The organism is Micromonospora sp. WMMB482, assembly GCF_019038635.1.
GTDB classification, from domain to species: domain Bacteria; phylum Actinomycetota; class Actinomycetes; order Mycobacteriales; family Micromonosporaceae; genus Micromonospora; species Micromonospora marina.
Genome location: NZ_JAHOPD010000032.1, coordinates 1 through 6646 on the forward strand (window position 1 = coordinate 1; position 6646 = coordinate 6646).

The window sequence follows — 6646 nt, forward strand, 5'->3', positions numbered from 1 at the left end:
CATCGAGCTGCGCGAGGCGGTGGCCCCCGCCTACACCGACGCGGTCCTGCCCACCAGCCCGGAGCAGATCATGGTCACCAGCGGCACCCAGCACGCGCTGGACCTGGTGCTGCGGCTGGCCCTGTCGCCCGGCGGCGGCGTGCTCGTCGAGTCGCCCACCTACCCCAACGCGCTGGCCGCGCTGTCCGCCCGGCGGCCCGGATCGCCACGCACGGCCTGTCCGAGGACGGCTGGGACGCCGAACTCCTGCTCGGCAGCCTCCGGCAGACCGGCCGAAGCTCGCGTACGTGATCCCCGAGTTCCAGAACCCCACCGGCCACCTGATGGCCGCCGATCTGCGCGAGCGGCTGGTCGGCGCGGCCCACGCGGCCGGCACCGACCTGGTGGTCGACGAGTCCTTCGTCGACCTGCCGCTGGACGACACCACGCTGCCGCCACCGGTGGCCGTCTTCGACAGGCACTCCCGGGTGATCAGCATCGGCGGCATGAGCAAGCCCTACTGGGGCGGGCTGCGGATCGGCTGGGTACGGGCCTCCGCGCCCCAGGTGCAGCGGCTGGCTGCGGCCGGGTCGGGGTGGACATGGCCAGCCCGGTGCTCGACCAGCTCGTCGCCGTGCACCTGCTCACCGAGGCGCCGGCCATCGTGGCCGCCCGCCGGGCCCAGCTCGTCACCCAGCGGGACGTCCTGGTCGCCGCGCTCGCCGACCGGCTGCCCGACTGGCGGGTACGGGTACCGAGCGGCGGTGTCACGCTCTGGGCCGAGCTGGACGGCCCGATCTCCAGCGCGCTGGCCCGCGCGGCCGAGGAGGTCGGCGTACGGCTGGCGCCCGGACCCGGTTCGGCCTGGACGGGACGCTGGAACGCTTCCTGCGGCTGCCCTTCACCCTGCCCGCCGACGAGCTGGTGGAGGCGGTCGGGCGCCTCGCGGCGGTCCGCTACGACCTGGACCGCACCAGCCGCCCGCAGTGGCGGGAGCCCAGCGTCATCACCTGAACCGGCCCGATCCGGTGGTGAAAGGGTCCGAACCCCGGCACCGGCCGGACCGGCGCCCGCACACTGCCCGGGTGGGGAACGGAAGCGGTGTCCGACGGTCGTGGACCGTGCGGTCCGCGGCCCCGGGTTCCCGCACCACCCGGCTGGAGCTCTTCTACGACCTGGTCTTCGTCTTCGCGTTCCTGAGCGTCACCACGCTCACCGCATCGGAGCTCACCCCGGCCAACCTGTACCGCTTCCTGCTGGTGCTGGCGCTGCTCTGGTGGTCGTGGACCGGCTTCGCCCGGATGGGCAAACTTCTTCCGCGCCGACCAGGGTGTGCTGCCGCTGGTCGGTGTCGTCACCGTGGCGGCGACGTTCCTGCTGGTGCTCAGCGCGCCCAGCGCGTTCGAGGACCTTCCCGGTGGGCTGCCCGGCCCGCTGATCTTCGCCGGCTGCTACTTCGTGATCCGGATGGCCCAGCTCACGGTCTTCGGCTGGGTGGACCGCGCCGACCTGGCCCGGCGCCGCCGGCTGCTGCTGCGGGCCGCGTTACCGGCCGTCGCCACCGTCCTGCTGGTCATCGCCGGAACCGTGCCGTCGTGGCTGCCGCACGAGCGGTTCGCGATCCCGCTGCAACTGTCGCTCTGGACGCTGGCGCTGCTCGTCGAGTACGTCGGCGGGGTCACGCTCGCCCGTCAGTGGTGGGTGGTCGTCTCGGCCGGGCACTGGGCCGAACGGCACGCGTTGATCGTGCTCGTCGCGCTCGGTGAGTCGATCATCGCACTCGGTCTCGGCCCCAAGCGCGGACTGCCGCTCACCGGCCCGGTGGCGGTGTCGGCTCTGCTCGGCATCGTGATCGTCGCGGCGCTGTGGTGGGCCTACTTCGACACGCTCGCCTTCGCGCTGGAGCAGAAGCTGCACCACGCCCGGGACGAGGCCACCCGGGTCCGGATGACCCGCGACGTCTACACGTTCATGCACCTGCCGATGGTCGCCGGGGTCATCCTCTACGCGCTCGGCCTGAAGGACCTGCTGGCCGAGGCCGCCGACCCCGAGTCGCCCTCCTGGGCCTGCCACTGGGCGGCTTCTGGGGCGCGATCCTGTTCGGCGGGGTGGCGTTGTACCTGCTCAGCCTCGCCGGCTGCTGGTGGCTCGCGCTGCGCGAGGTGCACCGGCCGCTGCTGCTCGCGGTGCTGGCGCTGGCCGTGGTCGGCCCGTTCGTCTTCCGTGTCCCGGAGCTGATCGCGCTCGGTGTGCTCGCGGTGATCACGGGTGCCGGTGTCGCCTGGGAGACGCGCCGCGAGGACGGCCTCCGGCGCCGGGTCCGCCGGCTCGCGCTGGAGGAGCAGGTCGCCGCCGAGGCCGAGCAGAGCCACTGGCGGCAGCAGCACCTGTGACGGCGCCGACGCGACCGGCCGTGCCCCGGGACGGTGGGGCACGGCCGGCGCGACCGTTCGGCGGTGCGGGTCACAGCTCGGCGAGCGTGCCCTCGTACATCTTGTCGATCTCGGAGGCGAAGTTCGTCTCCACGCTGCGGCGCCTGATCTTCAGCGACGGCGTGACCTCGCCGTCCTCGATGGTGAGGTCGCGGGGAAGGATCGTCACCTTCTTGATCGTCTCCCAGCGGTTGAGCTTGGCGTTCAGCTCGGCCACGTAACCCTCGACCATCTCCCGCGCCTGCGGCGAGGTGACGATCGTGGTGTAGTCGCTGCCCTCCAGCGGGGTGCCGGCGGCCCAGCCCTTGATCGCGTCCGGTCCAGCGTCACGAGCATGGTGCAGTAGTTGCGCGCCTGCCCGATCACCACGGCCTGCGAGGTGTACGGGCACACCGCCTTGAACATGCCCTCGATGTGTGACGTACCGGACGGCCACTGGCTGGTGCAGGCCCGGTCCACGCCCGCCGAGCGGATGCCGGTGGTGGTGCACCGGGAGGACCTGCACGACGCGCTGATAGCGGGCCTGGGTGACCGGGTCGAGCTGCGGACCGGCGTGACAGTGCGGACCGTACGCGCGGTGTCGGGCGAGCGTCCGGCGGTGGGCGACGGCCGGCACACCTACGAGGCGGACCTGGTGGTGGCCGCCGACGGCACGGACAGCGAGATCCGCCGGCACCTCGCCCCGGAGACCGCGGTGGTCAGTTCCGGGTGCGCCGCCTGGCGGGCGGTCATCCCCTGGTACCGGGCTCCGCAGCTGCCTGACGACCAGCCGGTGCACGGCGAGACGCTCGGCGCCGGGTACCGCTTCCTGGCCGCCTCGCTCGGCGAGCGGGGCACGGCGGGCGCGTCCCGCCGGGCGGCGTCTACTGGGTCGCCACGGCCGCGGCGCGCCCCGCCGGAACCGCGGAGATCCAGCTCGCGCTGCTCAAACGCTGGTTCGCGGGCTGGCCCGCCCCGATCGGCACGCTGCTGGAGGCGACCGACCCGGAGGACGTGGTGCAGCAGGAGATCCGCGAGCTGCGCCCGCTGCCCAAGGCGTACGGCTTCCCGGCCGGCCCGGGCGGCGTGGTGCTGCTCGGCGACGCCGCGCACGCCATGCCGCCGCACCTCGGGCAGGGCGCCTGCCTGGCGTTCGAGGACGCGGCGACGCTGGCCGGGCTGCTGCGGGAGTCGCGGCTGCCGGACGCGGTGACCGCGTACGACAGGTTGCGCCGCCCCCGCGCGGCCACGATGGTCCGGCAGACCCGGCGGATGTCGGCGGTCCTCCAGGCCCGGGGCCGGCTGGCGCTGCGCGCCCGGGACGCCGCACTGGGCACGATCAGCCCGCGCCTGCGCAACACCGCCGCCGCGGCGGCCGCCGCCTGGCAGCCGCCGTCCTGACCGTGCCGCCGCGATCCGGCCTCTCGGCGGCCCGGTCTCCCGGCGGCCCGGTCTCCCGGCGGCCCGGCCCCGGCGGCGCGGGCTCGGGGGCACGTGGGCCGGGCCGCGCTCAGATGACGGCGGTGGGCTCGGCGATGCAGGCGGTGCCCACCCGGCGGAACCCGACCCGCAGGTAGACGCGGGCGATGTCCTCGCTGCCGGCGCTCAGGAAGATCAGGTCGGTACCGCGGCGCGCAGCTCCCGGGCGAGGGTGGCGGTCACCGCCGCGCCGAGCCCGCGCTGCCGGGCGGACGGCAGCGTGGCCACGCCGGCGATCTCCGCCACGTCGTCCACCCGCATCGCCATCCCGCTGGCGAGCGCGCCCTCCCCGGGCGCCTCGGCGAGTACCGAGATGCGCCGCCCGTCGGCGACCCGGGTCGCCTCCTCCTCCAGCGCGGCCACGTCCAGCTGGGCGAGGGCGGCGTCCCGCTCGGCCGGTCCGGCGTCGCCGCGCGCGGTGCCGCCGTTGGCGAAGCCGACCGCCGCGACGGCCCGCCGCAGCGCGATGTCCGCCGCGAAGCCGGGGTCGGCGGGGTCCAGCACCCGCACCGGTACGTCGGTGAACGTCCCCGGCTCGGGCAGCCGCTCCGGCTCCAGCAGCATCAGCGGCGCCTCCAGCACGCTGAGCCCGGCGGAGCGGGCCACCGCCAGCAGGTCGGGCTGGTGCTCGTGCACCCACTCGAACGCCTCCGGCAGGCCCAGCTCCCGCTGCCGGGCGCGGACCGCCGTCACGTCGGCGAGCGTGGGCGCCTCGGTGGCGTCGTGCCGGGGCCGGGCGTAGAACGGCCAGCCCGCCCCGTCCCGGACGAACAGCACCAGGGCGCCGTAATCCTCGGTCCGGGCCCCGTCGCGGGGCACCGCGTCGTAGAACCGCTCCAACCGGTCGAGTGCGTCAGCGCGTGCGAGATCCACCGCGCGAGACTACACGTCCCAGCATCTGGAAGTGTGATCAATCTGAACTGGCCTTGCGCCGGAAGCCCTAACGTAGACTCAATAAACCGCAGAGGGCCGACGTCGTCCCCATCATGATCCAACCTGAGTGACGACAGGAGGCCCGGTGGCCTTTCCGTACCCTCACAGCCCGCAGCCGGCCCCACAGGCGACCGGCTCTACGACCCCGCGTACGAGCACGACGCCTGCGGTGTGGCCTTCGTGGCCGACCTGCACGGGCGGCGCTCGCACCAGGTCGTCGCGAACGGCCTCGGGGCGCTGTGCCGCCTGGACCACCGGGGCGCCCGGGGCGCGGAGCACAACACCGGAGACGGCGCCGGGATCATGATCAGGTGCCGGACGCGTTCCTGCGCGCCACCGTCGACTTCCCGCTGCCCCCGGCCGCCAGTACGCCACCGGCCTGGTGTTCCTGCCCGACGACGACGCGGCCGAGGCCCGCGCCCGCCAGGTGGTCGACAAGTACGCGCTGGTCGAGGGCGCCGACGTGCTCGGCTGGCGGGAGGTGCCGACCGACCCGTCCGGCCTGGGCGAGACCGCGCTCGCGGCGATGCCCCGGGTCCGGCAGCTGTTCGTGGCCGCGCACCGGCTGACCGGCTCGCCGGACGGCCCGGCCGGCTCCCCGCTGACCGGGCTCGACTGGACCGGGTGGCGTTCTGCCTGCGCAAGCAGGTCGAGCGGGAGACCGCCGAGCGGGGCGTGCCGGCGTACTTCCCGTCGCTGTCGGGCCGCACGATGGTGTGGAAGGGCATGCTCACCCCGGACCAGCTCCCGGCGTTCTACCCGGAGCTGACCGACGAGCGGGTGTCAGCGCCATCGCGCTGGTGCACTCGCGCTTCTCGACGAACACGTTCCCGTCCTGGCCGCTGGCGCACCCGTACCGGTTCATCGCACACAACGGCGAGATCAACACGATCCGTGGCAACCGCAACTGGATGCAGGCCCGCGAGGCCCTGCTCCGCAGCCCGAGCATTCCCGGCAACATCCGCCGGGTCTTTCCGGTCTGCACGCCCGCCGCGTCCGACTCGGCCAACTTCGACGCGGTGCTCGAACTGCTGCACCTGGCCGGGCGGAGCCTGCCGCACGCGGTGCTCATGATGATCCCCGAGGCGTGGGAGAACGACCCGGACATGCGCGCCGACAAGCGCGCGTTCTAACGCTTCCACGCCAGCCTGATGGAGCCGTGGGACGGCCCGGCGTCGGTCGCGTTCACCGACGGCGAGATCGTCGGCGCGGTGCTGGACCGCAACGGCCTGCGCCCGGGCCGCTTGGTGGCACACCACCGACGGCCTGGTGGTGCTGGGCAGCGAGGCGGGCGTGCTCGACCTGGACCCGGCCACCGTGGTCGCCAAGGGCGCCTCCAGCCGGGCAAGATGTTCCTCGTCGACACCGTCAACGGCCGGATCGTCTCCGACGACGAGATCAAGACCGAGCTGGCGGCCGAGCGGCCGTACCAGGAGTGGCTGCACGCCGGCCTGATCGAACTGGACGACCTGCCGCCGCGCGAGCACATCGCTACACCCACGACTCGGTACGCCGCCGCCAGCAGACGTTCGGCTACACCGAGGAGGAGCTGAAGATCCTGCTCGGCCCGATGGCCCGCAGCGGCGCGGAGCCGATCGGCTCGATGGTACCGACACCCCGATCGCCCCGCTGTCCACCCGGCCGCGGCTGCTCTACGACTACTTCCATCAGCTGTTCGCCCAGGTCACCACCCCCCTGGACGCATCCGGGAGGAGCTGGTGACCAGCCTGGCGTCCACCATGGGCCGGAGGGCAACCTGCTCGACCCGGCCCGGCGAGCTGCCGGCAGATCGTGCTGCCGTACCCGGTGATCGACAACGACGAGCTGGCCAAGATCCTGTCCAT

General features: G+C 73.8%; 3 protein-coding genes and 8 pseudogenes. 9 read left to right on the forward strand and 2 right to left on the reverse strand.

The features are described 5' to 3' along the window. From KSK32_RS32685 to KSK32_RS33960, 4 genes and pseudogenes are all read left to right on the forward strand, one after another. A pseudogene (locus KSK32_RS32685) lies at positions 1–993 on the forward strand (PLP-dependent aminotransferase family protein); the annotation flags it as partial. Positions 994–1100: 107 nt separating this feature from the next. Continuing rightward, a pseudogene (locus KSK32_RS34315) lies at positions 1101–1223 on the forward strand (low temperature requirement protein A); the annotation flags it as partial. An 88-nt stretch (positions 1224–1311) separates the two neighbouring features. Continuing rightward, positions 1312–2217, forward strand: coding sequence for a low temperature requirement protein A (locus tag KSK32_RS32690; RefSeq protein WP_308163837.1), 906 nt, complete (start codon positions 1312–1314; stop codon positions 2215–2217). Beyond that, a complete protein-coding gene (locus KSK32_RS33960; RefSeq protein ID WP_254188943.1) occupies positions 2142–2372 on the forward strand; it encodes a hypothetical protein in 231 nt (76 codons plus the stop codon). The genes KSK32_RS32690 and KSK32_RS33960 overlap by 76 nt, the downstream gene beginning before the upstream one ends. 70 nt (positions 2373–2442) lie before the next feature. Here the strand turns inward: KSK32_RS33960 and KSK32_RS32695 are convergent. Beyond that, positions 2443–2831, reverse strand: a pseudogene (locus KSK32_RS32695) (long-chain fatty acid--CoA ligase); the annotation flags it as partial. A 4-nt stretch (positions 2832–2835) separates the two neighbouring features. Between KSK32_RS32695 and KSK32_RS34405 the strand changes: the two are divergent. Continuing rightward, positions 2836–3791 (forward strand): annotated as a pseudogene (locus KSK32_RS34405) (FAD-dependent monooxygenase); the annotation flags it as partial. A gap of 109 nt (positions 3792–3900) precedes the next feature. Here the strand turns inward: KSK32_RS34405 and KSK32_RS32705 are convergent. Next, positions 3901–4742: pseudogene (locus tag KSK32_RS32705) on the reverse strand (GNAT family N-acetyltransferase). Positions 4743–4982: 240 nt separating this feature from the next. Here KSK32_RS32705 and KSK32_RS33970 point away from each other — a divergent pair. The 4 genes and pseudogenes from KSK32_RS33970 to KSK32_RS33985 all read left to right on the forward strand — a co-directional run. Beyond that, positions 4983–5054, forward strand: a pseudogene (locus KSK32_RS33970) (hypothetical protein); the annotation flags it as partial. Positions 5055–5184: 130 nt separating this feature from the next. Beyond that, complete coding sequence (locus KSK32_RS33975; RefSeq protein ID WP_308163838.1) at positions 5185–5571, forward strand: hypothetical protein; 387 nt, start codon at positions 5185–5187, stop codon at positions 5569–5571. Next, positions 5466–6355: pseudogene (locus KSK32_RS33980) on the forward strand (glutamate synthase subunit alpha); the annotation flags it as partial. The gene KSK32_RS33975 and the pseudogene KSK32_RS33980, both read left to right, overlap by 106 nt. A gap of 17 nt (positions 6356–6372) precedes the next feature. Continuing rightward, a pseudogene (locus KSK32_RS33985) lies at positions 6373–6524 on the forward strand (glutamate synthase central domain-containing protein). The last annotated feature ends 122 nt before the right edge of the window (positions 6525–6646 follow it).